The sequence below is a fragment of the Acidovorax sp. ACV01 genome, assembly GCF_014851495.1.
Classification (GTDB): Bacteria; Pseudomonadota; Gammaproteobacteria; order Burkholderiales; family Burkholderiaceae_C; genus Acidovorax; species Acidovorax radicis.
Window position 1 is genome coordinate 691,494 of the sequence record NZ_JACUZT010000001.1, and the last position, 26,060, is coordinate 717,553.

General features: G+C 61.9%; 28 protein-coding genes. 16 read left to right on the plus strand and 12 right to left on the minus strand.

Annotated elements, in window-relative coordinates; translation table 11 throughout:
- Nucleotides 1-115: 115 nt before the first annotated feature.
- The 3 genes from IB243_RS03165 (at nucleotide 116) to IB243_RS03175 (ending at nucleotide 3,553) form a co-directional block, all read left to right on the plus strand.
- Nucleotides 116-592, plus strand: coding sequence for a DUF3237 domain-containing protein (locus IB243_RS03165; RefSeq protein ID WP_192424922.1), 477 nt, complete (start codon nucleotides 116-118; stop codon nucleotides 590-592).
- A gap of 68 nt (nucleotides 593-660) precedes the next feature.
- The gene (locus IB243_RS03170; RefSeq protein WP_192424924.1) at nucleotides 661-1,680 is read left to right on the plus strand and encodes a tripartite tricarboxylate transporter substrate binding protein; all 1,020 of its coding nucleotides are present in this window, start codon (nucleotides 661-663) and stop codon (nucleotides 1,678-1,680) included.
- Nucleotides 1,681-1,834: 154 nt separating this feature from the next.
- Nucleotides 1,835-3,553 carry a tannase/feruloyl esterase family alpha/beta hydrolase gene (locus tag IB243_RS03175; RefSeq protein WP_192424926.1) on the plus strand — a complete coding sequence of 573 codons (1,719 nt, stop codon included), beginning with the start codon at nucleotides 1,835-1,837 and terminating at the stop codon, nucleotides 3,551-3,553.
- 66 nt (nucleotides 3,554-3,619) lie between these two features.
- On the opposite strand, the gene IB243_RS03180 is transcribed toward IB243_RS03175, so the two are convergent.
- The 3 genes from IB243_RS03180 to IB243_RS03190 all read right to left on the minus strand — a co-directional run bounded on the left by IB243_RS03180 (nucleotide 3,620) and on the right by IB243_RS03190 (nucleotide 5,288).
- On the minus strand, nucleotides 3,620-4,123 hold the full coding sequence (locus tag IB243_RS03180) for a hypothetical protein (RefSeq protein WP_010458338.1): 504 nt from the start codon (nucleotides 4,121-4,123) through the stop codon (nucleotides 3,620-3,622).
- A gap of 73 nt (nucleotides 4,124-4,196) precedes the next feature.
- Nucleotides 4,197-4,448 carry a GlsB/YeaQ/YmgE family stress response membrane protein gene (locus IB243_RS03185; protein WP_010458336.1) on the minus strand — a complete coding sequence of 84 codons (252 nt, stop codon included), beginning with the start codon at nucleotides 4,446-4,448 and terminating at the stop codon, nucleotides 4,197-4,199.
- A 114-nt stretch (nucleotides 4,449-4,562) separates the two neighbouring features.
- The gene (locus IB243_RS03190) at nucleotides 4,563-5,288 is read right to left on the minus strand and encodes an adenylate/guanylate cyclase domain-containing protein (protein ID WP_225584680.1); all 726 of its coding nucleotides are present in this window, start codon (nucleotides 5,286-5,288) and stop codon (nucleotides 4,563-4,565) included.
- 28 nt (nucleotides 5,289-5,316) lie between these two features.
- Between IB243_RS03190 and IB243_RS03195 the strand changes: the two genes are divergently transcribed.
- A complete protein-coding gene (locus IB243_RS03195; RefSeq protein ID WP_057224338.1) occupies nucleotides 5,317-5,703 on the plus strand; it encodes a hypothetical protein in 387 nt (128 codons plus the stop codon).
- A gap of 130 nt (nucleotides 5,704-5,833) precedes the next feature.
- Here the strand turns inward: IB243_RS03195 and IB243_RS03200 are convergent, their stop codons facing one another.
- On the minus strand, nucleotides 5,834-6,409 hold the full coding sequence (locus IB243_RS03200; protein WP_029412902.1) for a C40 family peptidase: 576 nt from the start codon (nucleotides 6,407-6,409) through the stop codon (nucleotides 5,834-5,836).
- 203 nt (nucleotides 6,410-6,612) lie between these two features.
- On the opposite strand from IB243_RS03200, the gene IB243_RS03205 reads away from it, so the two are divergent.
- The 5 genes from IB243_RS03205 to IB243_RS03225 all read left to right on the plus strand — a co-directional run bounded on the left by IB243_RS03205 (nucleotide 6,613) and on the right by IB243_RS03225 (nucleotide 12,070).
- Nucleotides 6,613-7,767, plus strand: coding sequence for a PQQ-dependent sugar dehydrogenase (locus tag IB243_RS03205; RefSeq protein ID WP_192424931.1), 1,155 nt, complete (start codon nucleotides 6,613-6,615; stop codon nucleotides 7,765-7,767).
- A 205-nt stretch (nucleotides 7,768-7,972) separates the two neighbouring features.
- Nucleotides 7,973-9,502, plus strand: coding sequence for a thymidine phosphorylase family protein (locus tag IB243_RS03210; protein ID WP_192425379.1), 1,530 nt, complete (start codon nucleotides 7,973-7,975; stop codon nucleotides 9,500-9,502).
- Between the two features lie 2 nt (nucleotides 9,503-9,504).
- Nucleotides 9,505-10,419: a ribose-phosphate diphosphokinase gene (locus IB243_RS03215; RefSeq protein WP_192424933.1), complete on the plus strand. Its 915-nt coding sequence runs from the start codon at nucleotides 9,505-9,507 to the stop codon at nucleotides 10,417-10,419.
- An 88-nt stretch (nucleotides 10,420-10,507) separates the two neighbouring features.
- Nucleotides 10,508-11,116: an isochorismatase family protein gene (locus IB243_RS03220; protein ID WP_192424935.1), complete on the plus strand. Its 609-nt coding sequence runs from the start codon at nucleotides 10,508-10,510 to the stop codon at nucleotides 11,114-11,116.
- Nucleotides 11,117-11,356: 240 nt separating this feature from the next.
- Nucleotides 11,357-12,070 carry a DUF4158 domain-containing protein gene (locus IB243_RS03225; protein ID WP_192424937.1) on the plus strand — a complete coding sequence of 238 codons (714 nt, stop codon included), beginning with the start codon at nucleotides 11,357-11,359 and terminating at the stop codon, nucleotides 12,068-12,070.
- Between the two features lie 131 nt (nucleotides 12,071-12,201).
- Here IB243_RS03225 and IB243_RS03230 read toward each other — a convergent pair whose 3' ends face one another.
- Entirely contained in the window at nucleotides 12,202-14,622 is a 2,421-nt protein-coding gene (locus IB243_RS03230) for a heavy metal translocating P-type ATPase (protein ID WP_370540299.1), read from the minus strand.
- Nucleotides 14,623-14,793: 171 nt separating this feature from the next.
- Between IB243_RS03230 and IB243_RS03235 the strand changes: the two genes are divergently transcribed.
- Nucleotides 14,794-14,985 (plus strand): heavy-metal-associated domain-containing protein, encoded by a 192-nt coding sequence (locus IB243_RS03235; protein WP_094291608.1) that lies wholly within the window; start codon nucleotides 14,794-14,796, stop codon nucleotides 14,983-14,985.
- Between the two features lie 101 nt (nucleotides 14,986-15,086).
- Nucleotides 15,087-15,647, plus strand: a complete 561-nt coding sequence (locus IB243_RS03240) for a MerR family transcriptional regulator (RefSeq protein ID WP_370540300.1) — start codon at nucleotides 15,087-15,089, stop codon at nucleotides 15,645-15,647.
- 97 nt (nucleotides 15,648-15,744) lie between these two features.
- Here IB243_RS03240 and IB243_RS03245 read toward each other — a convergent pair whose 3' ends face one another.
- From IB243_RS03245 to IB243_RS03265, 5 genes are all read right to left on the minus strand, one after another.
- Complete coding sequence (locus IB243_RS03245) at nucleotides 15,745-16,038, minus strand: hypothetical protein (protein WP_015012914.1); 294 nt, start codon at nucleotides 16,036-16,038, stop codon at nucleotides 15,745-15,747.
- 78 nt (nucleotides 16,039-16,116) lie between these two features.
- Nucleotides 16,117-16,458: a copper-binding protein gene (locus IB243_RS03250; RefSeq protein WP_015012915.1), complete on the minus strand. Its 342-nt coding sequence runs from the start codon at nucleotides 16,456-16,458 to the stop codon at nucleotides 16,117-16,119.
- A 38-nt stretch (nucleotides 16,459-16,496) separates the two neighbouring features.
- Nucleotides 16,497-17,000 carry a plastocyanin/azurin family copper-binding protein gene (locus IB243_RS03255; protein WP_069103145.1) on the minus strand — a complete coding sequence of 168 codons (504 nt, stop codon included), beginning with the start codon at nucleotides 16,998-17,000 and terminating at the stop codon, nucleotides 16,497-16,499.
- A 35-nt stretch (nucleotides 17,001-17,035) separates the two neighbouring features.
- Entirely contained in the window at nucleotides 17,036-18,448 is a 1,413-nt protein-coding gene (locus tag IB243_RS03260; RefSeq protein WP_069103144.1) for a multicopper oxidase family protein, read from the minus strand.
- An 18-nt stretch (nucleotides 18,449-18,466) separates the two neighbouring features.
- Nucleotides 18,467-19,900 carry a TolC family protein gene (locus IB243_RS03265; RefSeq protein ID WP_069103143.1) on the minus strand — a complete coding sequence of 478 codons (1,434 nt, stop codon included), beginning with the start codon at nucleotides 19,898-19,900 and terminating at the stop codon, nucleotides 18,467-18,469.
- A gap of 459 nt (nucleotides 19,901-20,359) precedes the next feature.
- Between IB243_RS03265 and IB243_RS03270 the strand changes: the two genes are divergently transcribed.
- The 4 genes from IB243_RS03270 (at nucleotide 20,360) to IB243_RS03285 (ending at nucleotide 24,254) form a co-directional block, all read left to right on the plus strand.
- Nucleotides 20,360-21,046: a heavy metal response regulator transcription factor gene (locus IB243_RS03270; RefSeq protein WP_069103141.1), complete on the plus strand. Its 687-nt coding sequence runs from the start codon at nucleotides 20,360-20,362 to the stop codon at nucleotides 21,044-21,046.
- Nucleotides 21,043-22,449, plus strand: a complete 1,407-nt coding sequence (locus tag IB243_RS03275) for a heavy metal sensor histidine kinase (RefSeq protein WP_192424939.1) — start codon at nucleotides 21,043-21,045, stop codon at nucleotides 22,447-22,449. Before IB243_RS03270 ends, IB243_RS03275 begins: the two co-directional genes overlap by 4 nt.
- Entirely contained in the window at nucleotides 22,442-23,704 is a 1,263-nt protein-coding gene (locus IB243_RS03280) for a type II restriction endonuclease (protein ID WP_192424941.1), read from the plus strand. The genes IB243_RS03275 and IB243_RS03280 overlap by 8 nt, the downstream gene beginning before the upstream one ends.
- 241 nt (nucleotides 23,705-23,945) lie before the next feature.
- Nucleotides 23,946-24,254, plus strand: coding sequence for a flagellar hook-basal body complex protein FliE (locus IB243_RS03285; protein WP_192424943.1), 309 nt, complete (start codon nucleotides 23,946-23,948; stop codon nucleotides 24,252-24,254).
- A 132-nt stretch (nucleotides 24,255-24,386) separates the two neighbouring features.
- Here the strand turns inward: IB243_RS03285 and IB243_RS03290 are convergent, their stop codons facing one another.
- The gene (locus tag IB243_RS03290; RefSeq protein ID WP_069103139.1) at nucleotides 24,387-24,914 is read right to left on the minus strand and encodes a DUF4148 domain-containing protein; all 528 of its coding nucleotides are present in this window, start codon (nucleotides 24,912-24,914) and stop codon (nucleotides 24,387-24,389) included.
- Between the two features lie 90 nt (nucleotides 24,915-25,004).
- Complete coding sequence (locus tag IB243_RS03295; RefSeq protein WP_082836304.1) at nucleotides 25,005-25,376, minus strand: hypothetical protein; 372 nt, start codon at nucleotides 25,374-25,376, stop codon at nucleotides 25,005-25,007.
- A 371-nt stretch (nucleotides 25,377-25,747) separates the two neighbouring features.
- Here IB243_RS03295 and IB243_RS03300 point away from each other — a divergent pair, with 371 nt between their 5' ends.
- Nucleotides 25,748-26,020: a hypothetical protein gene (locus IB243_RS03300; RefSeq protein WP_156779031.1), complete on the plus strand. Its 273-nt coding sequence runs from the start codon at nucleotides 25,748-25,750 to the stop codon at nucleotides 26,018-26,020.
- Nucleotides 26,021-26,060: the final 40 nt, after the last annotated feature.

Consider the following 26,060-nt stretch of genomic DNA (forward strand, 5'->3'; position numbering starts at 1 on the left):
GAAAGCGTGGAGTGTGCGCTGAAAACGCCCCCGATTCTGTTGCCGAAAGCCCGGGTTATCCCGTCATCCTCTGGGATGACAGGCTTGGGTGGCAACGGGACTTACGCTAGGTCCCATGTCTGACCTCATCCCCCTGCCCGAGCCGCAATTCCGTTTTTTTGCCGACCTGCGCGTGGAGGTCGGCACCCCCCAGGAGGTGGGCCACACCGTGCACGGGTTGCGGCGCTTGATCCCCATCCTGGGCGGCACCGCCACCGGCGATGGCTGGAGCGCCCGGGTGCTGCCCGGTGGCGCGGACTTCCAGCTCATCGTGAGCGACCGGCTGTCGGAGCTGGACGCCCGCTACGTGCTCGAAACCGATGGCGGCGATCTCATCTATGTGCAGAACCGGGCGGTGCGCTCCGGCCCGGCCGAGCTGATCGCCCGCCTGGTGCGCGGCGAGCCGGTGGACCCGGCGCAGATCTACTTCCGCTGCAGCCCGAGCTTCGAGACCGCCTCCACGGCGCTTGGCTGGATTGCCGAGCGCATGTTTGTGGGCACCGGCGCGCGCTACCCGGAGGCGGTGGCCATGCGCTTTTTCGAGCTGCGCTAGCGCCCGGCACCCCGGGCAATTTCTGAATTTTTGAATCTTCCCAACGTACAAGAACCCTGGAGACATCCATGAAGACCACTGCCAAGCCCACCTCTTTCATCGCCACGCCACGCCGCGCCCTTCTGGCCGCCGCCCTGCTCGCCGGGCTGATGCCCTGGGCCGGTGCCCAGGCGCAAGGGGCTGCCACGTACCCCAACAAGCCCGTGCGCATCATCGTCGGCTTTCCGGCGGGCACGGGGCCGGACATCGTGGCGCGCCTGCTGGCGCAAAAGCTGTCCGAAGGCTGGGGCAATGCCGGCGTGATCGTGGACAACAAGCCCGGCGCCGGCGGTCTGATCGCCGCCAGCGAAGCCGCGCGCGCCGCGCCTGACGGGTACACGCTGATGCTGGGCGAAACGGGCCAGCTCAGCATTGCACCCAGCAGCTACAACAAGCTGCCCTACGACCCGGCCAAGGACTTCACGGCTGTTAGCCAGGTGGTCACCTCCGACTTCGTGCTGCTGGTCAACCCGCAAAAGGTGCCGGCGCGCAACGTGAAGGAGTTCGTGGACTGGACCAAGCAGCAAAAGGGCCTGTTCCTGGCCACCTTCGGCGCGGGCACGCCCGGGCATTTCGGCGCCTTCATGTTTGGCGATGCGGTCAAGCTCAAGCCCGAGCCGGTGCACTACAAGAACACGGCGGATGCGCTGGGCGGCCTGTTCAGCGGCGATGTGCAAGGGGTATTCGCCAGCGTGGGCCTGGCCGCCCCCAACGTGAAGGCCGGCAAGCTGGCCGCGCTGGGCACCACGGGCGCCACCCGCACCAACACGCTGCCGGACGTGCCCACCATCAAGGAGCAGGGCTACGCCAACCTGGAGTTCTCGTCGTGGTTCGGCATCGTGGCGCCGGCCAAGACGCCGCCGGAGATCGTCGCCAAGCTCAATGCCGACATCGTGCGGGCCGTGCAATCGCCAGAGGGCAAGGCCAAGATGGAAGAGGCGGGTTTCCGCGTGACGGGCACCAGCCAGCAGGACTTTGCCCGCACCATCGCCGCCGACACCGTGACCTGGGGCAAAGCGGTGGCGGCCACGGGTTTCAAGGCGGATTGATGGGCTGACCGCCGATGGAGCGGCTGACGCCGCCCCAAGCACGACCTGCCGTTCCCACAGCACCCGCACCGGCGGCAGGTGCCCGGGCGCAGCCATGCCCGGCGAATGCTCGCAACGCCCCTCGCAATCACAACAGCTTCAGGAGACATCCACCATGCCCTTTGACCATGCCCGGCGGGCTCTGCCGCCTGCATCTGCAACAGCAACAGCCCCCATCGCCCGACTGCGCCGCAACATTGGCCCTGCCGCACTCGCCATGGCCCTGCTGATGGCCGCCTGCGGTGGTGGCCACGGTGATGCACAAGCCCAACCGGTCTCCTCGGCAGCCGCCTGCGCCGCGCTGCCCTCCAAAGCGGGGCTGGCGGCCACCACGCTCGTGGCGAGCTACGTAGAGGCGGGCACCAAGCGCCCGGGCGGTGCCGCCACAGGGGCCTTCCTGCCCGGGCACTGTGTGGTCACCGGCAGCATCCATCCCCGCGTGGGGGTGGACGGCAAGAACTACGCCATCGGCTTTCAACTGAGCCTGCCCGACCAGTGGAATGGGCGGTTCCTGTTCATCGGGGGTGGGGGCAATGACGGCATCCTGCGCGACACCTCGCTCAGCTCCAGCATCTCGGGCGGCACGCCGTCGCCGCTGGGCCAGGGCTTTGCGGTGGTTTCCACCGATGCGGGGCACAGCGGCACCTCGGCCAGCTTCGGGGCCGACCCGCAGGCCCGCATCGACCATGCCTACAACTCCTATGACAAGACGGCCGTGGCCTCCAAGTCGCTCATCAGTGCGCTGTATGGCCGCAAGCCGGACCGTTCGTACTTTTCGGGCTGCTCAGGCGGAGGGCGCCAGGCAATGATGTTCTCGCAGCGGTTCCCCGACTATTTCGACGGAATCACGGCCGGTGCGCCTGCGATGCGCGTATCAAGCGGCGCCACCGTGGCGGCCATGTGGAACACCATCCAGTTCACCGCCATTGCGCCACAGGATGCGGGCGGCAAGCGCATCCTGTCGAAGGCGTTGAGCAACAGCGACCTCAAGCTGGTGGCCAACGCCGTCAACGCCACCTGCGATGCGGCCGATGGGGTGGTGGACGGCCTGGCCCAGAACTTCAGCGCCTGCAAGGCGTTCGACCCGGCGACGTTGCAATGCAGTGGCGAGAAGACGGACAGTTGTCTGTCGTCCGCACAGGTGGGGGCGCTCAAGAAGGTGTTTGCGGGCCCCCGCAACTCGGCAGGCACGGCGCTGTACACCGGCCAACCCTGGGATGCCGGACTGGGCGCGCCCGGCTGGCGCTCCTGGACCTTGGGCAACTCGTCCACGGCGACGCCCGATGCGCGTTACGTCACGCTGATGGTCGATGCGCTGATCAATGAGTTCTTCACACCGCCCGACCTCACGTTCAACCCGCTGACGTTCAATTTCGACACGGACCCATCGCGCATGGCAGCGTATTCAGCCATCTACGACACCTACGCCGACGACAAGCTGGCGGCCTACCAACAGCGGGGTGGCAAGCTCCTCTTCATCCATGGCATGTCCGACCCGATCTTCTCGGCGTTCGACACCATCGACTACTACGAACGCCTGGCGGCCAACAATGGGGGCGTGGCCGCCACGCAGGGTTTTGCGCGGGCCTTCATGGTTCCAGGGATGAACCATTGCTCAGGCGGGCCGGCGACCGACAATTTCGACTCGGTGCAGGCCATGGTGGATTGGGTGGAGAAGGGCATTGCGCCCGATTCGATCATCGCAAAGGCACTCCCCAGCAGCACCGATTTCCCCCACCGCACCCGTCCGCTGTGTGCATATCCCAAGTTTGCGCGCTACAAGGGATCAGGCAGTGTGGAGGAGGCGAGCAGCTTCGTCTGCGCAGCGGAGTAGCCCGGCGCGACCCAGGAGCCACACCGCGGCAAAAAATGGCTGCCGGTGTGGCCTTCTCGCCGGTTTTTAACGGGAGCGCTTCGGCGCGGGCAGTTGCAGGTGCGCCTCCTGCACGACGCGGACGCAGTCCTTCAGGTGCTGCTCGCCCAGGTAGCGCAGCGTGGCATAGCCAATGGTGGCCGCCACGGCTTGGCCCGCGATGGGGACATATTTGGCTGCCTGTTTGGTGGTGAGGCGAAGGCCCACGGTCTGCGTGGCCCGGATGACCAGCTCGCGCGTGATCAGCTTGCCGATGAGCACCGAGCCCACCAGCCCTACGGCTTTTTGCACCTGCTCGCGCTTGTTGGGGTCGAGCTGGTCAATTTGTGCGGCCGACAAGCCAAACTCGGAATTGATCTGCGGCAGCAGGCGGGAAAGCAGGGCGGCATCCACCGCCCAGTCAAGGCCAGGTACGGGCAAGGCGCTGGCCGCTGCGGCCACCAGGGCACGCCGATGCAGCAGTTTGCGGCTGCGTTGCACGGCTGCGGCCAAGGCTGGATTGCCGGCCGCCATCTGCAAGGAAGTGGGCATGGATCAGGTGTATCGGATGAGATTGGGGTGAAACTGGACCGGCAACCCACGGTGGCCGTGGGCCATCATTTCATCAGCTTTTGCCTTTTACCAGGCTGTAAACCGCCAGCAGCAGCATGGCGCCCACCACCGAGGCAATCCATCCGGCTGCCTCGCCCTGCTGGTACCAGCCCATGGCCATCCCCAGGTAGGTGGCAAGAAATGAACCCGCCACCCCCAACAACGCCGTCATGATCCACCCCAGCTTGTCATCCCCCGGCTTGAACGCGCGGGCCAGAAGACCCACCACCAAACCGACCACCAGCGTTCCTATCAATGACATCATGATTTTTTCCCCTGTGTTGTTGCTACGACGGCGATGCGCTGACTCTAAAGACGGGGCAGCGGTGGACTTGTCGGACAAAGCGCCCTGTAAGCGTCCCCTCCGTCAGCCCCTTGGTCATGCGCTGCGCCAGGGGCGGTCGAACAGGCACTGCCCAAAACGGTAGGACTGCAGCACCAGGCCCGAGATTTCGTGGGCTTCCTCAGAGCAGGCGTAGCGGTTGGCTGGAAGGCTGGCATGGGCAGCATGGGTGAGCAGGATGTCGCCTGCGCCGGCGATGTCCTCGCCCAGCTTGCATGCGCAATTCATTTCTGGACCAAACAGGTCTTCGCTGGCAATGACGAGCGTGGGGCCGTAGCCAATGCCTGCGCTGACCAAAAGCGCGCGCTCGGGCGGTAGTACGGCATTCATGGCCTCCAGGGCGCGCAGCGTGTCCAGGGCTGCTTCCAGCGCCTGCTCGGCCGTGGCGAACACTGCAAAGAGGTTGTCTGCCTCCTGTTTGATGACCTCGCCGCCGTTGCCACTGATCGCGGGGCGCGCGGCTTGTTCCATCTGGTGCACCATGGCCAAAAAATGGATAACGCCATGGCGCGCCGTGATGCGCGAGAAGCCACACATATCCAGCACCAGAATCGCGACATTGCGCACAAAGGCCTGCTCGATGGCGGCATCAATGGCCGCTGTGTTGCCGGGCTCCTGGTTGCGCTGCGACAGCAGGCGGCGCAGGCTGGCCTTGTCGTGCGGTGTGTGTGGGACGGCGGTCATGGCAGCAGGTTGTGGGCGGTGTCCGACATCGTAGCGCGGCGGGGGCTTGCCATGCCAGCGCGTGGTGGGGTCGTACATTGGAGCGTCTGCACTGAAAAGAAGACCGATGACAAAAAACCTCAAGACCCGCTCTTTCTCCCTGGTGTTTGTGGCCGCTCTAGCGCTGGGCGGTGCCGCCGTGGTGCCCACCACAGCCGCTGCGCAAAATGGAGACGAGGCGTCGCTGGCGCGCGGGGCAGCGCCAGACACCACGCCCCAGCAGCGCTACCAGACGGCCATTCGTGAGGCCGGAGGTGGCCTCAAGGTCAGCCTGGAGGAATGCCGCGCCATGGGCTCGGCCGAGCGCAGGAGCTGCGAATCACAGGCCCGGGCACGCTATCAGGCGGACATGGCCACCGCCAAGGCCATGCTGCGCGACCCGTCCGTCCGGCCGGTGAATGTGGTGGGTGGCCCGATCCGCAGCACTGAAACGGTGTACGAAATCAAGAAGTAGCCCGGGCAGCAACCTGCGCATCGAGCAGCTTGCTATAAGACATCAGGGGCCATCTCTGCGAAACAGTTCGCACGGCCTCCGGCTAGGCCGGATATCGCGGGCTGGACGGTGGGACGGCCGCCGGCCGGTACTACTTGGATGGCGCCGTATCGTCGCTGGCAGATCCTGCCACGCGGCGTGCGCCGTTGAAGCGGCGGGCCCAGTAGGACACGCCCATGTCTTCCACGCGAATCTCGGCACCACTGCGGGGGGCGTGGATGAACTTGTTGTCCCCCACGTAAATACCCACATGGCTGAAGTTGCGGCGCATGGTGTTGAAAAATACCAAATCGCCGGGCTGGAGTTCTTTTTTGTCGATGACCTGGGTGGCGGCGGCCTGTTGGTCAGCCCGACGGGGCAGCAAGAGGCCCACGGTCTGCTCATACATGGCGCGCACGAAGCCGCTGCAGTCAAAGCCGGTTTCAGCGCTGTTGCCACCGCGCTTGTAGGGCACGCCCAGGAACCCCATGGCGTTGACCACCAGGCCAGATGCCCGGTCAGCCACCGTATGGGCCTTGTCAGCAACCTTGTGGCTCACGTCTTCCAGCCGCGTCAGCAGGCCTTTGTCCGTGATGAAACGGTCCATATCGTCGGGGTTTGCCGCTTGCGGCGCAGCCTGGGCGGAGGTGGCGCAGGCCAGGAGGAGTATGCAAAGCCATCGGGACATGGAGGCGAAGGGTAACACGCAATGCTTACTTATCGAAAATAATCACTTTTGCAAGCTGTTGATTTCGTTGAAGTAAATCAAATGCCCCGGCTCCACCCGATCATTGGAAGGCCCTGGATGCGGCGCGCATGCCCCCTGAAATGGGGTCCATCAGGTGGCATCTGTTACGTTCGATTTTTATTGCTTTTCAGGAGCACAGGTTGATGGATTTCAAGAGAAAAATGCCGCTGTCGCTTGCTCATAAAGCGCAAATAGCTATCTTTTTGATAGTACTGGGTGTCCACGGCAACAGCGGTGCCCAAAACACTTCACCGGCCGTGTCGCTGGTGCCGGTGGCCAAGGGGCTGGACCACCCTTGGGCGGTGGCCTTTTTGCCGCAGGGACAGTTTCTTGTCACCGAGCGGCCGGGGAGGATGCGGGTCGTCAGTGCCAGCGGGCAGGTCGGCCCCGCGCTGTCGGGCGTGCCCGCTGTGGCTGCAGGCGGCCAGGGGGGCCTGCTGGACCTGGTGGCGGACACGGGCTTTGCCCGCAACCGCCGCATCTTCTTTTGTTTTTCCGAACCCGCGGCGGGTGGCGCGCGCGGCAACAGCACGGCGCTGGCCCGGGCCACGCTGTCGGAAGACACGCGCAGCCTGCAGGACGTCAAGGTGATCTTCAGCCAGCAGCCTAAGGTGGAAAGCGCCCAACATTTCGGCTGCCGCATTGTGCAGGCGGCGGATGGCAACCTGTTCCTGGCGCTGGGCGAGCGCTACCAGCGCAAGGACGACGCGCAAAAACTCGACAACCACCACGGCAAGATCGTCCGCATCACCCCCGACGGCGCCGTGCCGCCCGACAACCCGTTCGCCAAACAGCCCGGCGCCTTGCCCGAGATCTGGAGCTACGGCCACCGCAACCCCCAGGGCGCCACGCTGGGGCCGGACGGCAAGTTGTGGATGCACGAACACGGCCCACAAGGCGGCGACGAGATCAATCTGCCCCAGCCGGGCCGCAACTACGGGTGGCCGGTGATTACTTATGGCGAGAACTATGGCGGCGGCAAGATGGGCGAGGGCACCGCCAAGGCGGGGATGGAGCAGCCGCTGCACTACTGGGTGCCGTCCATTGCGCCATCGGGCATGGCTTTTCTGACCAGCACGCGCTATGGCCCAGCGTGGCAGGGCAGCCTGTTTGTGGGTTCGCTCAAATTTGGAACCCTGCACCGGCTGGAAGTGGCGGGCGGCAGGGTGCAGCGTGAGGAAAAACTGCTGCAAGGCCATGGTGAGCGCCTGCGCGACGTGCGCCAGGGCCCCGATGGTTTGCTCTATATGGTGACCGACAGCCCGCAGGGGCAGCTGCTGCGCTTGCAGCCGGGGTGACGGACAACGGACGGCGGGAAACTTGACCCAGGTCATGCTGCTTGAAATTTCCGCCCGGTCAACGCGGTGGCGCGGGGTCTTCCTGAGGCGTGGGCGCGCGCTTTGGGGTTAGGCTGGAGTGATGCATGCCGAGCCGTCTTCCTCTTCACCTGCATCCCCGCCACCCGTGTTCGTCGCCACTGCCGATGCGCCGCCCCGGTCTCAATTGGCCCTGCGCCGTGTGGCGATCGACACCTGGCGAGAAAACGTCGCCTACCTGCACCGCGACTGCGCCGTATACCGGGCCGAGGGCTTCCAGGCCCTGTCCAAGATCGAGGTTCGCGCCAACGGCCGCCGCATCCTGGCCACGGTGAACGTGGTGGACGACCCTGCCATCGTGGGCTGCCATGAGCTGGGCCTGTCGGAAGACGCGTTTGCCCAGCTCGGCGTGGACAACGGCCACACCGTGTCGGTGGCCCAGGCCGAGCCGCCCGAGTCCATGGGCGCGCTGTTCCGCAAGATCGCCAGCGAGCGCCTCACGCGCGAGGACTTTGGCGCCATCGTGCGCGACATTGCCGACCACCGGTATTCCAAGATCGAACTCACCGCCTTTGTGGTGGCTTGCCACCGCAACGAGCTGGACCGGGAGGAGGTCTTCTTCCTGACCGATGCCATGGTGGCTAGCGGCCGGCGGCTGGACTGGCACGAACCGCTGGTGGTGGACAAGCATTGCATTGGCGGCATCCCCGGCAACCGCACCACCATGCTGGTCGTGCCCATCGTGGCGGCGCACGGCATGTTGTGCCCCAAGACCTCGTCCCGCGCCATCACATCCCCCGCAGGCACGGCCGACACCATGGAGGTGCTGGCCAAGGTAGAGCTGCCGCTGGAGCAGCTGGCCGATATCGTGCGCGACTACCGGGGCTGCCTGGCCTGGGGCGGCACCGCCAACCTCTCGCCCGCTGACGACGTGCTGATCTCGGTGGAGCGGCCGCTGTCCATCGACTCGGCCGGGCAGATGGTGGCGTCCATCCTGTCCAAAAAGGTGGCGGCCGGCGCCACCCACCTGGTGCTAGACATTCCCATCGGCCCCACGGCCAAGGTGCGGTCCATGCCTGAGGCGCAGCGTCTGCGGCGGCTGTTTGAATATGTGGCGCGGCGCATGGGCCTGTCGCTGGACGTGGTCATTACCGACGGCCGCCAGCCCGTGGGCAACGGCGTGGGCCCGGTGCTGGAGGCGCGCGACGTGATGCGCGTGCTGCAGAACGACCCGCGCGCGCCCGACGACCTGCGGCAGAAGGCGCTGCGCCTGGCCGGGCGCCTGATCGAGTGCGACCCCGATGTGCGCGGCGGCGACGGCTATGCGATTGCCCGCGACATTCTTGATTCCGGCCGGGCGCTGGCGCGCATGAACGCCATCATCGCCGCCCAGGGTAGCACCGGGTTTGACCACAACCACCCGGCACTGGGTGTACTGACATTGGACGTGGTGGCCCCCGCCAGCGGCGTGGTGGCGGGCATCGACAACTACCAGATCGCCCGCGTGGCCCGGTTGGCCGGGGCGCCCAAGGTGCCGGGCGCAGGGGTGGACCTGATGCACAAACTGGGCGACACCGTGGCGGCGGGCGACCTACTGTACCGCGTGCACGCCAGCTACCCGGCCGACCTGGAGTTTGCGCGCCATGCGTGCGAGCGTGACACCGGCTACCGCCTGGGGACCGCCGACGAGGTGCCCAAGGTTTTTGTGGAGTTCTGACAGTGACTGTTGCCTCCCACCAAGCGTGTCTGCTGTACTTTGCCGACGAGGAGGCTCCTGCGGTGCGCCTGGCGCAGGCAGCTGGCATGACTGCCCAGGCCATCGAGCGCCACCGTTTCCCCGATGGTGAACTCAAGCTGCGTTTGCCCGTCAACGCGGCGGGCCGCCTGCCCCGGCGGGTGGTGCTGCTGCGCAGCCTGCACCAGCCCAATGAAAAGCTGGTGGAACTGCTGCTGGCCGCGCGCACGGCCCGCAGCCTGGGTGTGCAGCACCTCACGCTGGTGGCGCCGTACCTGGCCTATATGCGGCAGGACATCGCCTTCCACCCCGGCGAGGCCGTGAGCCAGCAGGTGGTGGGCGGGTTTCTGGCCGGGCTGTTCGACGCGGTGGTCACCGTGGACCCGCACCTGCACCGCATCGAACGGCTGGAGCAGGCCATCCCCGTGCCGCAGGCCGTGGTGCTCAGCGGTGCCGAGCCGCTGGCCGACCTGATTGCCCAGCGCAGCCCCAATGCTTTGCTGGTGGGGCCCGATGGCGAATCCGCCCAGTGGATCGCCCAGGCCGCCGCGCGCCACGGCTTTGACCATGCCGTGTGCACCAAGGTGCGCCATGGCGACCGCCATGTGGCCATCGAACTGCCCGCGCTCAACGCTCAGGGGAGGGCGGTGGTGCTGCTGGACGACATGGCCAGCACCGGCCGCACGCTGGCGCTGGCCGCGCGGTTGCTGCTGCAGGCGGGCGCCGCCTCGGTGGATGTGGCTGTGACGCATGCGCTGTTTGCGGGCGATGCGCTGCAGGTGCTGCATGAAGCCGGGGTGGGGGAGGTGTGGAGCACGGACTGCATCCCTCACCCGAGCAACGCCGTGGCCATGGCCGGGCCGCTGGCCACGGCGCTGCAGTCCGTCCTTCGCACCTGAAAACCCCGGGCTCGGGCTGCGACAATGTGCCATTGCCTTCCTCGCTGCGCCCGCACAGCGATTCAACGAACACAGAAACGGTCCCACCATGCTGCTTGACGCCACCGAATCCCAACTCGTCCTGGTCGACTACCAGGAGCGCCTGATGCCCGCCATCCACGAAGGCCCCGCCGTGCTGGCCAACGCCCGCCGCCTGGCCGAGATTGCCCGCATGCTGGACGTGCCCGTGTGGGGCACCGAGCAGAACCCTTCGCGCCTCGGGGCCAACGACGCCGCGCTGCGTGCCCTGTGCCAGAAAACCCTGGCCAAGATGCACTTCAGCGCCGCCGAGGAAGGTCTGGGCGAATGGCTGCGCCCGCCGGCAAAGCCCCAGCAGGGCGGCAACGCGCGCAGCCTGCCCAAACACCTGCAAAAACCTGCCGCAGCCCAGGGCGACGAGCGCGGCACCATCGTGATCGCCGGTTGCGAAGCCCATGTCTGCCTGCTGCAAACCGCGCTCGACCTGCTGGAAGACGAGTTCGAAGTGTGGGTGGTGACCGACGCCTGCGGCTCGCGCACTGAGCGCAACCGCGATGCCGCATTCGACCGCCTGGCCGGCGCGGGCGCCGAGCTGGTGACGACCGAGATGGTGGCGTTTGAATGGCTGGGCAGCAGCGAGCACCCGGCGTTCAAGGATGTGCTCGGGCTGATCAAGTAGCCGAATTTTTGGTCTTTTTGGCATCTAGCGTTTGTCTATAAAGCGCTGATGGCTATAAAAATAGTAGCAAAAGGCACGGGCAAGCGGAATTCCTCGCTTACGGGGTGATCTCACTTTCCGTGCAGAAAACCCGGTTAAGAGCTACGGGTTAACCCGCAATTTTTTATTGTCTGGAATTATCAGTAGCGAATACGTAGACTGCAGCAGGCTTGCGACCACGCCAGCCACGGGAGGACCAGCTTGTCTAGCTACTACCTATGTTTCGTTGGCGCCGATACCCTGCCAAAATCGCTATCTAAGCGGGAAGTCGAAGAGTGCTTTGGGCTGAGCATTGAAGACATCCAGGAGCTGCGCCCGCCCCGGTTCAGAGGGACTGCACGCCTTGGCGCTGCAGTCCAACTGGTCATGCTGCGCGCCACCGGGCGGCACCCCGATGCCTTTTCAGGCCTCCCCTCCGTTTTGCTGCGGTACCTGACCTCAGCGCTTGGTATGCATGCGACGGATATCGCTTCGGTGACCTCGCTGTACAAGGACAAGGACACGCGATACGAGCACCAGCTCTGGGCTCGGGAACGTGTCGGCTTCGCGGTAGTAGATGACACCACCAAACCGCTCCTGGCAGATGCTTTGGGGGAGCTTTCCGCCTCAGCGGTATCAGTCGATGACCTGATCCAACAGTCAGAACACTGGCTTTTTGATCGACGGATCGTCCTGCCTGGTGACCGGACACTGCGCGACATGGCGCGCACGGCATTTGCTGAACAGGAGAATGCAGCAATCGCAGCGGTCCGCACCTGTGCGCCACCCAAACAGGTTCTGGCGGCTCTCTCGCACGCATTCTCAAAGCGATCAGGGCCCGGCGGTCACACAGTGCTGGAGTGGCTGCGCACACCCCCAGGGAAGCACGGGCAGCTCACGCTGAGCGAGGTCACCAAGAAAATCGAGTGCCTATGACCCACGCTCACCCCCACGCACCAGATGTGCACCATCAGCACGTTCACAGAACCTCTTGAGTTCGACCGGATAGCGATGGACATACGCGGTCTACATCTGACAGGATCCGTTGTCGGATCTGGCGCTAGTCCTTACCTCTTCCAAGAACGCAGCAGCAACGCATTGGTCACCACACTCACGCTGCTGAGGGCCATAGCTGCTCCCGCCACCATGGGATTCAACAAGCCAAATGCAGCCAAGGGGATCCCGACCACGTTGTACGCGAATGCCCAGAAAAGGTTCTGACGGATCTTTGCGTACGTGCGCCGAGAGATGTCGATGGCATCTGCGATCAACGCGGGGTCACCATGCATCAGCGTGATCCCCGCAGCATGCATGGCCACGTCGGTGCCCGTGGACATGGCAATTCCCACATTCGCCGCAGCCAGAGCGGGCGCGTCGTTGATGCCGTCACCCACCATCGCAACGTGCCTGCCACCTGACTTGAGCTGCGCCACGATATCCGCCTTGCCTTCCGGCAGCACATCAGCACGAACCTGATCGATGCCCAACGCGCTGGCTACTGCGCTTGCGCTTCCCTTGTTGTCCCCGGTGACCAAGACGGTCTGGATGCCCAGAGCATGCAGTTGGGCAATGGCCTGTTGTGAGCTGGGCTTCACTGTGTCTCCAAATGCCAATAAACCCATCACTTCTGGCGCATCAGTCACGTCAGCCAACCAGGATACTGTGCGGCCCTCTTGTTGCATCTGTACTGCAGCCCCGGTCAGACTGGCCATGTTGACATCCAACTCCTCCATGTAACGTGTACTCCCGAGGCGGATCTGGCGTCCTTTGATGACAGCAGACATGCCTCTGCCAGCTACCGCTGTGACCTCAGTGGCACGAGGAACGGTCACACCCTGGGTGCGTGCAGCGTCCATCACGGCCTTGGCCAGTGGATGCTCGCTGCCGTTCTGAATGGCCGCAGCAAACGGCAGCAACTGATCCTGGAGGCCTTCGGCAGGCATCGCAGCCGTCAAAGTGGGCTTCCCCTCGGTCAGGGTGCCGGTCTTGTCGAACGCCACGGTGTCGATGTGGTGGGCAACCTCCAGTGCTTCTGCATCCTTGATCAGAATACCGTGGCGTGCTGCAACGCCGGTGCCCGCCATGATCGCGGTGGGAGTCGCCAAACCCAGCGCACAAGGGCACGCAATGACAAGTACCGCGACAGCATTGAGGATCGCCTGTTCCCAGTTGCCAGTTGCAAGTCCCCAGCCCACCAGGGTGATGGCAGCAAGGCCGAGCACCACGGGCACAAAGACCGCACTCACTTCATTCACAATCCGCTGGATGGGAGCCTTCTTCGCCTGCGCCGACTCAACCATCCGCACGATGCGCGACAGAGTTGACTCTGCGCCTATCGCAGTCGTCCGTACCAACAACAAGCCCTCCGCGTTCACGGAGCCTCCCGTCACCTTATCACCGACGTGCTTCGCCACAGGCAGGCTCTCCCCGGTGATCAATGACTCATCCACCTGGCTTGCGCCTTCGATCACCGAGCCGTCTACCGGGACTCTCTCCCCGGGGCGGACAACCACCATATCACCTACTTTCACGCGTGAGAGTGGTAGATCAATGTCACCGGCATCAGTGCGCACACGCGCAATTTCTGGGCGCAGCGCATTTAGCGCCCGGATCGCTTCTGTGGTTTGCCGCTTGGCTCGGGCTTCCAGCCACTTCCCGAGAAGGACTAGCGTGACGATGACAGCGGAGGCTTCAAAGTACAGGTGGGGCGTCCCGTGCTCAGCGTGCTTGAACAGCAGGTACAAGCTCAAGCCGTACCCGGCCGACGTACCCAATGCGACCAGCAGATCCATGTTGCCTGCGCCTGCACCAAGAGCTTTCCAGCCAGCGCGGTAGAACCTCGCGCCCAGCCAGAACTGCACAGGGGTGGCCAAGGCCAGTTGAATCCAGCCGTTGAGTGTCCAGTCTTGACCGAACAGCATGCCAAGCATGGGCAATACCAGGGGGAAGGACAGACCAGCGGCGAGAGCGACAGGCCACCAGGGCGCTGACTGCTTGTCGTGTTCAGTGGAAGTGCTCGTATCCGCAACCTGTGCCTCATAGCCCGCCTTTACAACGGCGGCTACCAGGCGCTCGGGAGGCAATCCTGCATCAAAACGAACCTGCGCACGCTCCGTGGCTAGATTGACTTCCGCGTGCTTGACGCCTGGTACACCCTTCAGCGCTTTTTCGACACGTCCCACGCACGACGCGCAGGTCATCCCACCGATCAACAGCTCCACGGACTCTTCCGCTATTGCGTATCCAGCCTTTTCGACAGCCGCAGCCAAGGCCGGGACCGGCACCGTTGAGGCGGCAACCACGGAGGCGCGCTCAGTAGCAATATTCACGGTCACCTCACGGACCCCAGGGACGGCTTTGAGAGCCTTTTCAACCCGTCCAACGCAAGAGCCGCAGGTCATGCCAAGTATCGGAAGATTCAGGTGTGCGATCGATAGTGAGGCGGACGGCCCCGCTTCATGGGCAGAGGTATTCATAGCAATCTCCATGTGGTGTTCAACTCCGGCGTTAACCGGCAGAGTTCGAACTTTCAGGGTTGACACGATGGGAGACGCAAGCGAGCCGGCGCTCCTTGTTTGGATATCTATCTGGCCACTTGACCTTGCCCCAGTGGCAAACCGGAGACTGAAAGCCTCTTAACTTTTTCCAAGAGGCGAAAAATGCATGAATTCCAACTCCCCGACATGACATGCGGACACTGCGCTGGGATGGTGAGCCAGACGCTGCAGATGACAGACCCTGAATGCAAAGTGCAGGTGGACATGTCCAAACGTATGGTCACTGTGCAAAGTGCGGAAGATCGCAAGACACTGGTCGAGGTACTGACCGAAGCTGGATATCCGCCCGCCTGATCTAGGCTTTACAGAACGTAATATTCAGAGCGCTTGACATTGACACGGTGGTAAGGACGAAAGTCCTTGCTACCGTGTTATTCCATTGCACAGGAGCATCCGTGACCACACTCATGAACATCGGCGATGCAGCCAAGGCGGCAGGCGTATCGGCCAAGATGATCCGCCACTACGAGCAAACAGGTTTGTTGCCGGAAGCCGAACGCAGCGAGGCCGGCTATCGAAAATACGGTGAACGTGAAGTCTCGGTACTGCGCTTCATCCGGCAGTCGCGCCGCCTCGGCTTCTCCATGCCCCAGATTGCAGAGCTGATCGGCCAATGGGGCGACACACACTGCACCAGTCGGCAGGTAAAAGGGATTGCCGAGCGCCATCTGGCAGATCTGGAGGAAAAGCTACGGGAAATTGTCGAGATGAAATCGGCGTTAGAGCAGTTGGTTTCTGTGTGCGCAGGTGACGAACATGCCCATTGCGCGATTCTGGAAAACCTCGCCGCAGACAGTCCCTCGGCCCCCAATCACAGTGCTAGCTTTGTCAAACCGAAGCGTCGCGGTGCCAAGGCCACCCCCGCTCACTCTGGGGTAACCAACAAGCCGACAACCAGTCATTTGGATCTCATGACATGGATGCGTGGCGTACACGTGCATCGGAGCGGGCATTGAACTAGGCCGTGAGGTGGCTTGCAGAGCCATCACCTTGCACCACGATTGCGGCCAGCCCGTACTTGGGCGGGCCACGCTTGTGGCCCACCTGTTTGCATTACTTAGGCGTGGAGCCCGGAGTGGCTTCCTTGTGCGGCATGGCTTCACGCGCATTGGCCTTTTCCTGACCACGGGCTTCGGCCTTGCTGGTGTCCGCAAGGCCAGAGCCTTCACCTCGCGCTGTACCGCCATCCTTGATCTGCTTCACACCGGTTGCAGGACGGGCTTTCTTGTGGTCTTCGCCATGCGCTTGCGCCTTGGAGTTGGTATAGGGCGTGGCTTCCTGGGTGTCGCCAGCGGCGAATGCGGACGATGCTGCTGTCATGGCGAGGGCAATAAGGAGCGTTTTCATGATTTTTCCTTGGTGGGTTGACGTGCGAACAGAAGAACGCCCCCTTTTCTTGAGGGCGTAGCGAGACACTTTTTGCGCTTACTTGGCAGGCTCGATGGCAGTGACGACCATCTTTCCGCCCTCGTTGATCACCATGAAGCGGATCTTGTCGCCGGCCTGCGCCTTGTCGAGCAGGGCCTTGTCCTTGGCTGTGAACACCATGGTCATCCCCGGCATCTCCAAGTGCTTGATGTCGCCATGCTTGATGGTGATTTTTCCGGCGTCCTTGTCGATCTTGCGCACCTCTCCATCGGTCATGGAGGCTGCGGCCGTGGTTGCGGCTCTTCCGGCGTCTCCAGAGGCTTGCGCCGTGGCTGACAACGGCATGAGTGCGGCCAGCGACAACATCGCGCCGATCAAAAGACTGTTTGCGTTTTTCATAGGAACTCCTTGTTCAATCGCGTAGAAGGCTTTTCCGCTTACTTCTTCACCACCGTGACCTGGCCCTTCATGCCCGCGTCGTAATGGCCTGGGTAAAGGCAGGCAAACTTGACTTCACCAGCCTTTGTGAACTGCCAGATGATTTCGCCTTGCTTGCCTGGGGCCAGCGACACTTTGCTGGGTTCGTCATGCTCCATATCCGGGAACTTCTTCATCGTCTCGTAGTGTTCCTTGAGTTCGGCATCGGTGCCCAAGCTGAACTCGTGTTTGACCTGGCCACTGTTCTTGATCACGAACTTGACCGTTTCGCCCTGCTTGACGGAAATCGCTGCAGGCGTGAAGCGCATGGTGTCCGCCATGTCCACGTTGATCGTACGGGTCACCTTGGCAGCTTTGCCGGGCTGGCCAATAGCTGATTCAGCGCTGCCATGGCCGTGGGCGCCGCCGCCGTCGTGACCACCACCGTGGTTGCCACCCGCAAAGCTGTTGAAAGACAGAGCCACCAGGGTTGAGGCAGCGATCAGGGAAAGGGTGCGTTTCATATTTACCTTGGGTTGTTGATGGGGAAAGCAGGCGATCAGTGGCCGCCGTGCGAGGACGGCTTTTTGACCTTGACGACGGTGTCCGAACTGGACTTCTCTTTGCGGGGCATGGATTGGCCGCCTTCCGCCTTGAAGCGGGCAGGCTCCGCCATCGGACCGGTGTACTCGTAGGCCACCGTGCCCTCCGGGTTTTTGTACCAACCCGGGTTTTTGTAGTCGCCCGGCTTCTGGTCGCGGCGTACTTTGAGGACGCTGAACATTCCGCCCATTTCGACCGAGCCGAACGGGCCTTCTCCGGTCATCATCGGGATGGTGTTGTCCGGAATGGGCATTTCCATTTCCGTCATGTCTGCCATGCCGCGCTCGCCCATGACCATGTAGTCGGGGATCAGGTTGTTGATCTTCTTGGCAACGCCGCGGTGGTCCACGCCAATCATGGTGGGAATGTCGTGACCCATTGCATTCATGGTGTGGTGGCTCTTGTGGCAGTGGAACGCCCAGTCGCCTTCTTCGTCCGCGAGGAACTCAATCTGGCGCATCTGGCCCACGGCCACGTCGGTTGTCACTTCATAGAGACGGGTGCTCTTGGGCGTGGGACCGCCGTCCGTGCCCGTTACCAGAAACTCGTGTCCGTGCAAATGCATCGGGTGGTTGGTCATGGTGAGATTACCGATGCGAATCCGCACCTTGTCATTGAGCCGGACGTTCAAGGAATCGATGCCAGGAAAGATGCGGCTGTTCCAGGTCCACAAATTGAAGTTCAGCATTTCCGCGACCTTGGGCGTCGCGGCGCCGGGCTCGATGTCGTAGGCGCTCAGGAGGAAACAGAAGTCCCGGTTCACTTCGTCGATCAGCGGATGTTTGGTCTTGGGATGCGTGATCCAAAAACCCATCATGCCCATGGCCATCTGGGTCATTTCGTCGGCATGGGGGTGGTACATGAATGTCCCCGGACGGCGCGCAACGAACTCGTAGACGAAGGTTTTGCCGGACTGGATCGCTGGCTGATTCAAGCCCGCCACGCCGTCCATGCCATTAGGCAAACGCTGCCCGTGCCAGTGGATACTGGTGTGCTCGGGCAGTTTGTTGGTCACAAAAATGCGGACGCGGTCGCCTTCCACCACCTCGATGGTGGGACCTGGGCTCTGGCCGTTGTATCCCCACAGGTGGGCCTTGAAACCGGGCGCCATTTCGCGCACCACGGGTTCTGCCACCAAGTGGAACTCTTTGACCCCCTGGTTCATGCGCCACGGCAGCGTCCAGCCGTTGAGCGTGACCACGGGGTTGTAGGGGCGCCCCGAATTGGGCACCAGCGGCGCCATGGTGTCTGCACTCGTCTGGAACACTGGCTCTGGCAGAGCGGCCATCGCCACCCGGCTCACACTCGCTGCGGCCACAGCCCCCCCAGCAATGCCAGCAAATCGGAAAAAATCTCTTCTTGAATTCATGTTGGTTTCCTTGAGGGATCAGTGACCTGCACCAGCTTCGGCTGCGGCTGCGCCACCGCCCGAGACACCTGCGCTGGTGGGTTTGCCGATGAGGGAGGCTTGAAGGGCTGCGTCCGCTAGCCAAAACTGCTGTTCGGCGTTCAGAGCCGCCATCACTGAGTTCACCTGGTCGCGGGAGTCGGCAAGCAACTCAAAGACGCTGATCAGCATCCCGTTGTAGCGAAGCTGGTTTTCTTCAGAAATGGTTTTTCGCAGAGGGATCACCTCGTCGCGGTGGTGGCGCGCGATGTCATACGCCGTGCGGTACGCGGAATAGCTCTCGCGCAAGTTCGAGCCCGCCGCGCGGGCTGTGGCCTCCAGGCGGTTGGCAGCGGCCAGGGTTTGCGCGTTCATGGAATCGCGTCGCATGCCCCCCCAATCGAAGATCGGCAGCTGCAGACTGATCTCGAAGCCGCGCCGCGTCGAGTGGGTGTTCTCGGCTGCATCGAAGACAGAGTCGCGCCGTACACCCAGTTCAATGTCCGTGAAGGTCGTGATCGTGTTCCAGCCTTGCGCGCGTGCGGCTGCGTCATAGTCGGCCTTCGCGATCTGAAGATCCAGCCGCCCCTTGGACGCCTGACGGCCAGCATCTGCTGGGGACAGCGGCTCCTTGGGCAGCGTCGGCAGGCGCTCAGGCAACTTGAGCTGCTGGGCTTGGTTGTCATCAAGGCCCAGCATCCGCACCAGCTCTTCACGGGCCGCTGTGACCCCGTGCTGGGCGGTGGCCAGCTGGGTCGCTGTGTCGGCATAGAACGCTTGCTGGCGTGCACGGTCAAGCTTGTTGAAATTACCGACTGCCTGCATGCGCTTGGCCAACTCGGCGCTGGCTTGAGCGCTTGCGACAACCTGTTGGGTGTAAGTCAACGTCTGTTGCGCGGCAACAGCGCGGACCCAGGCTTGGCGCACTTGGGTCACCTGGTCCACTACATCGCTGCTGAGGCGCAGCTGAGTCTGTTTGACACGCTGCTCGGCGATACCTTTGCGCATGGGCAAGGTCAGCAGGTCAAGCAGACCGAAGGAAAGGAGGCGTCCGATCTCCGTCTCGCTGCCTAGCCGAACGCGCTCCAGGCTCAGAATAGGGTTGGCGATGCGGCCGGACTGGGCCGCCGTGGAAGCGTCCGCCCAGTTTTGAGCCACGATGGCTTGCAGGGACGGGCTATTGACCAGAGCGAGTTGAACGGCATCTTGTTGACTGAGCGGTTTGGCCAACAGGTCCGAGGCGCGTTGGCGCAAGGCATCTTGCTCATTCCGGTCCCGGGCCAGAGTAAGTCCGCCGTCCGTGAAACCGCTTGTCGCCGCGTTGGCGCTGGAGAGGTTTTGCTCCAGATTCACGCTGGCGCAGCCAGACAAGACCGCCACTGCGGCAACAGCGATCACTAGTTTGGCGCGGGGCATGCGAAGGGTACGGATCATTGTTTGCCCCCGTGGTGTGCGTCATGGCCTTGGGCTGGTTGGCCCTGGTCCGCTGCGGGTGCGGGCTGGCGCATTTCCTTGGCATAGGCGCGCCATCCTCCAATTTCGCCTACCTTGTCGTTGGCAGCCTTCCAGGGCTGGACGGATTGCTCTTTGTAGACCTCATAGCCTGTCAGAGCTGATCGGTACGAAAGTTGGTAGTCCACTTTCGGGGGTGCACCGTCTGGCATCTGAGCAAAGGCTAGCGAAGGCGCCAGCAGTGCAGCGGCCAGCCAGGGGATTGAGTTAAGTCGTGAAAGCCAGGAATTTCTCATAGATTCACCATGCGTTTTGATGCAACGCATTGTGTGAGTCAATGGCTTCCAAATAGATAACGCCTCAATTACATCTTTGTCATGTTCAAGAAAGGCGCAAATCTGCGGGCACACTGGCGGCCACTCGCAGCGCCAAGGAGGTCTCGTGAAGATACTGATCGTTGAGGACGAAATCAAAACCGGGGAGTACCTGCGCCAAGGCTTGCGGGAAGCGGGATTCAACGCTGATCTAGTCCACAACGGTGTCGATGGTCTGCGTATGGTTCAAGAGGAAGACTACGATCTGGTAATCCTGGATGTGATGCTTCCTCGGATGGACGGCTGGCAGGTCCTCACCAATATGCGTCGCCGTGGCCTTGAGATGCCCGTGCTATTTCTCACGGCCAAGGATCAGGTGCAAGACCGGATCAAGGGGCTGGAATTAGGCGCAGACGACTATCTGGTCAAGCCGTTTTCTTTTGCCGAATTGCTGGCAAGGGCCCGGACCATACTGCGGCGCGGCCGTAGTGGCGCCGAGGTGACCATTCTGCAGGTGGCCGATCTTGAACTGGATCTTCTGCGGCGTCGAGTCAGCAGGTCCGGCAAACGCGTCGACCTCACGCCCAAGGAATTCGGTCTGCTGGAACTGCTGATGCGTCGCCAAGGAGAGGTTTTGCCTCGCTCTCTGATCGCGTCGCAGGTGTGGGATATGAATTTCGACAGCGACTCCAACGTGGTCGAGGTGGCAATGCGTAGGCTTCGGGCCAAAATTGACGATGCCTATGACGCCAAACTGATCCAGACGGTGCGAGGCATGGGGTATGTGCTTGAAGCGCCACAGGAGATTCCGTGAAAGCCCGGCACTCGCTGACGACACGGCTGACGGCCTTTTTTACGCTGGCTTCTGGGCTTGTGCTCGTTGGCTTGGGGACCATCGTCGCCATTTCTATCGATCGCCATTTTGTGGAACTGGATCGCGATGCCCTGCGCGACAAGATCCACCTCACACGTGAGGTGATAGGAAAATCCACGTCACCTGAAGACCTCAAAATGCGTCTGGACGACGTCTTGCACAGCCATGAGGGCCTTTTTGTCAGCGTTTTCCGTGACAGGGCCACGCTTTACGCGACCACGGATTTCCAGTTTCCAGATGATCTCCATGCCCTGGCCCAGAGGGCCCGCCTGGGGGTTGCCTCCTGGAAAACGAAGGGGCGGGAATACCGAGGGATGTCGGCACTCGTGACGTTGCCGGGTTCCGCCGAGCCGCCGCTGCAGGTCTGGGTAGCTGTAGACATTGCCCACCACAAGCACTTCATGTACGAATTGATTTGGGTGCTTGTGGGCTATGTGGCGTTGGCCACTCTAGTGGCCGGGGTCCTGGGCTGGTGGGCCGCAAAGAATGGCTTGGCCCCCCTTCGGGCCATGAGATCTCGCGCCATGGCCATCACGGCACAGCGACTGGACGAGCGGATGCCAACCCAGGAGTTTCCAGTGGAAATGGCAGACTTGGCGACCACTCTCAACGAGATGCTCCGGCGGCTCAAGGAGGAGTTCGACCGGCTGTCCGAGTTTTCTTCGGACCTGGCTCACGAGCTGCGAACGCCCATCAACAATCTGATGACGCAGACCCAGGTCACGCTTAGCCAAGCTCGCTCCTCCGAGGAGTACCAGGACATACTGGCCTCCAACGCCGAGGAGTACCAGCGTTTGGCCCGCATGGTGGCTGACATGTTGTTCCTGGTCAAGGCTGACCACGGGCTTATTCTTCCCAGCACGGAGAGAATCGCAGTTCATGATGAAGCACAGGCCTTGTTTGATTTCTACGAGGCACTTGCCGAAGAAAAGCGGGTCCGGCTGCAACTGATCGGAACGGCGGAGATCACTGGCGACCGGTTGATGCTTCGCCGGGCGCTGAGCAATCTCTTGTCCAACGCCGTTCGCTACACCCCCCCTGGAGAACAGGTGGTCGTTGACATTCAAGGGGACGTTCACGGAACCACCGTGGATGTAGTCAACACTGGACCTTCTATCGATGCGCAGATGATCCCCCGCCTGTTTGACCGTTTCTTTCGGGCAGACAAGTCGCGCAAGCAACTGGATTCCGACGGTGCAGGCTTGGGCTTGTCCATCACCCAGGCGATTGTTCATGCACACCGGGGCCGCATCTCAGTGAGTTCGGCCGATGGCAGGACCTGTTTTTCGATGTATTTCCCCAGTGCACAGACCATTGGCAAGCACTTCACGACAAATGCATGACCCCTTTGCAACCCTTATTGACTGCTGGAAGGCGGATCCGAGCAGCACCTACAACAGCTGGTTCCTGTGGGATCAGAGGATCAAGAACTTCCGCTCCATACGCAGAGGCATTGCACAGGTGGTGGAGGACATCCGGGGAGGAACGTTTGGCAACGCCTACCGAGGCTCCTCGCTGGAGACGATCGTGGGTTCCGTGGCAGAGCAGCGCCAAATTTTCAAAGGTGCGGACCACGCGTTCCTCTGGAAACCCAAGCTGAGGATTCCGGACATCTACGAGAACACGAGTAACCAGCTCGCCTTCGCAGATCTCCTTCACACCTGCGATCACTGCGATTGCGCAGAAGACGTCGTTGCCGCCATACAGCGCATCGATGCAATCGGCATCAAAGGCTTGGGCCCAGCAGTCGCCAACTTGCTGTATTTCATCCACCCAACGCTGCTCTCTCCCTTTAACACTGCCATTGTCAATGGTTTCAACGCAGTGACTGGCGGGCGCGTGAAGCTCGGACGTTGGGACCACTATCTTTCTATGCGGGAGGGCTTGCTGCGCTTGAACGCGCAGTACCGGCTGAAACTATCGAATGATCTCGGTGCGATTGCGGGACTCATGTTTGACATTGGCAGTGGCCGATATGCAGCGCCGCCACAAGCAATGGATGCGGCGACGGCGACACTCTGGCAAGAAGACCTTGAACGTGTGCGGCTGGAATCCACCGCATCGCAACGGGAGATGTCCCAGGCGACCGAAAGCGATGCGACCCACACGGGTATTCAGGCTTCATTGCGCGATCTGGGCAAGTCTCTCGGGTTTGATGTCTGGATAGCGTCCAACGACCGGGGTCGCTCCTACGGCAGCGGCCTTTTGGGAGACGGATGTCTGGCGCAGTTGCCTGCCAGCGTGGACAGGGGACTGGAGTCGATTCGACTCATTGATGTCGTATGGATTGATACTCAGACATCGCAGGTCGCGGCCGCATTTGAAGTCGAGCACACCACGTCCATCTATTCGGGGATCGTGCGAATGCTCGACCTGGCCTTGGGCACGTCGGTTGCAGGTAACTGTGCATTGTTTCTTGTGGCTCCAGACAATCGCAGAGACAAGGTCGCTGAACAACTTCAAAGGCCTGCATTCTCCCGCGTTTCGGAGTTGGGAATCCGGTACCTGCCGTATAGCCAACTGGAGCAGAACCACGCTTTGATGAGCCGTTTTGGTTCCAGTATCAAGCCGCTGCTGGAGATTTCGCAGCAGCTGTGAGACCCGGTTTTTTTGCATGGTGCGGTTCGCCTGGGTTTCGCTCCTTGAGCCTCGGGTTCGATTCTCGGCGATGTCGGCAAGATGAATTTCCTGTTATCCCGAACGGAGGGACTAGCGGCTGAAACCCTGCGCCCAAAAACGATCCAGGTCTGGCGCCAGTAACTACTATGGACCATCACCTTGGTAGAGATCTCCAAGGCGGCACTTCGCAAATTCTTCGTCCAACCATGAGGTCCTCGACATGAACGTCACTACCAAGCCATTGGTTGGTCTGTCGCCAGTCGGTTTGTTGGGAAACTCTGTGTCCACAGCACCGAGCATCCAAGGGGGCGGTTTTCTAGACGCCATGAAGCAGGCGCTGACAATCACAAGCCAATTGCAAGGTGAATCGGGTCGGCTGAGTCGAGAGGTCACACTTGGCAACCCCACGGTCAGCTTGGAAGGGACCATGCTCGCTGGAGTCAAGTCGAATATTGCGTTCCAGGCGACCTTGCAAAGCCGCAATCGAATTGTCCAGGCCTACACCGATGTGATGAACATGCAGGTCTGATCCTGAGCGAGTTGTAAGACAACGGTCGTGCGCACCTGCTGTCGGGGCCGTGGGCATGCTTTGCATTCAAGCTGGAGGCGGCCCTTTTTTGGCAAGGCTCCTCCAGCTCAGCCGCTGACCCCCTGGGAAAACTCACTGAAACCGTGGCGCCTTGGAGGATTCGTCCGAGGTGGTGGCCATGGCCGCATGCTGCGCTGCGTGATAGCGGTCCGGATAGATTTCGTTGAGCTTGCGGCCGTCTTCGCCCACAGCGACGACTTCGCCTTCGCGGATGGCGCGTGCCAGCTCGCTCTTTACCTGGTCACGTGTCTTCAGCGATTTGCCTGTCACGATGGGATAGCGGCCTGACATCAGTTCATTGCGTTTGACGCCGAATTCACCGGCCACCATGATGTCGCCTGTACGGATAGCCTGCTCCAGCTCGTCCCGCACTTGCTCTCGGGATTTGCCGACCTGAGTCGAAGTAGCCACGGGATAGGCGCCAGGATTGATCTGCTTGAGCGTAAGACCCGATTCGCCAAAGGCGAGCATGTCGCCGCTCTGCTGAGCCTGCGCCAATTCAGCACGGACTTGCTCGCGCGTCTTACTGACCACTTGGTCCGAAGCAAATGCAGGGGCTGCGATAAGAGAGAGGACGATGAGGGTGGACTTGAGTTTCATGATGGGATTTCCTTCTTGATAAATGGAGATGGTTTGAGTGCAGCCGCAGGCCGGTCTTGGAGATTCGCGGGAGTGGGGATGGTTCGGGGTTCAGGGCAGTTGGCTGGCGTTGACCCAACCTGCCTCGCCTCCGAGATCGCGCATGCCATCGCTGGTCACGGGATTGCGCTTGGCGGCCTGCAACTCATCCAAGACTTGCTGGCGGGTCTTTGTCAGCTTGGGGCCAGGGACGAGCGGATAAGTAGCCGGGTAACCACGGCTGATCCAGTACAGAGAACCGTCCTTTTGCGCGGCCAGTACGGTGCTTTCGACAGCTTGACGGCTGACTGCGTTGCCCAGGTGGTCGGGGGCCAGACTCACGCCTTCTTCCTGACTTGGGCTTGCGTGGTAGACCGAAGTAGCGAAGGACGCTGTAGCGAATGCAGCGAGACTGGCGACGAGGATGGCAGTACGAATTTTCATGATGGTCTCCTGTGGCGCCGGATGCCCGATATGGTCCATCCAGGTGGCGTTTTTCTGCGCCACGGAGAGAAGTCTAGAACCCGCACCCCTACGAAGCGGTGACCTCCCGATTACGCTTTTGACAGGTTTGGGGCGAGGTGAAAAGTGCAGAGGGATTTGGTTCGAGATACGGTCTATGTCTCCTCACCGGGATGAAGCACCCGATGAACATTGCATGTTCCGTATATTTCGAAAACGTCATCCGCACTACAGCTTCTCGTTCGTCCCCGTAGCCCAAAATCCTCTTCCACACGCCGCCCATTGATGTCTTGTATCCGCGTGTAGCCGTCGGCCCAGCTGACGTTTTAATGACTGATGAGGAAAGTAAGACCATGTACAAAAAGATGATTGTGTCTATGTTGGTCGCAGCAGCGTCGCTGGCGTCTGCGACCACGTTTGCCGCACCTACCGACAACGAGGTGCGCGTTGAAGCGTCGGCCACCAGAGTTGCGACGGAGGATGGAAAAACGCGCTACTGGAGCCATCCAAGATTGGCCATGATCAAAGTCGATGCCGCAGGCCGCATGCTCGCTGCGCGATCAAACACTGGGGAAGCCGAACCATCTGGCGTTCTTTCTGGCATCCGATCGTCGCGTGTGCGCTGACGCCTTGTGGCGTAAGAGGTACCACAGCTGGGCCCGTAGT